The following is a 246-nucleotide window of genomic DNA, read 5'->3' as shown; positions in this document are numbered from 1 at the left end:
ATAAGGTAAGAGAAAATCCTATACTCAAATTTTTCGTGGTAGCGGTTACTTGTTATGGTATGGCTACATTTGAAGGTCCTCTATTAGCAACTAAAACATTAAATAAAATTGGACACTTTACAGATTGGGTAATTGGTCACGTTCATATTGGAGCTCTAGGTTGGAATGGTTTTATGGATTTTGGTATGATTTACTACCTAGTCCCTATTATGTGGAGAACCAAACTATGGTCTGTAAAACTAGCTA

Annotated in this window: 1 protein-coding gene; it reads left to right on the top strand. The window is 35.0% G+C overall.

Translation table 11 applies throughout. The features are described 5' to 3' along the window. On the top strand, positions 1–246 hold a 246-nt coding region (locus F1003_RS16250; protein WP_202913937.1), incomplete at both ends, for a cbb3-type cytochrome c oxidase subunit I.

Source organism: Winogradskyella ouciana (assembly GCF_009709615.1).
Taxonomy (GTDB): Bacteria; Bacteroidota; Bacteroidia; order Flavobacteriales; family Flavobacteriaceae; genus Winogradskyella; species Winogradskyella ouciana.
Note: the sequence above shows the minus strand (reverse complement) of the source record. Positions and strands in the feature narration are given on the sequence as shown.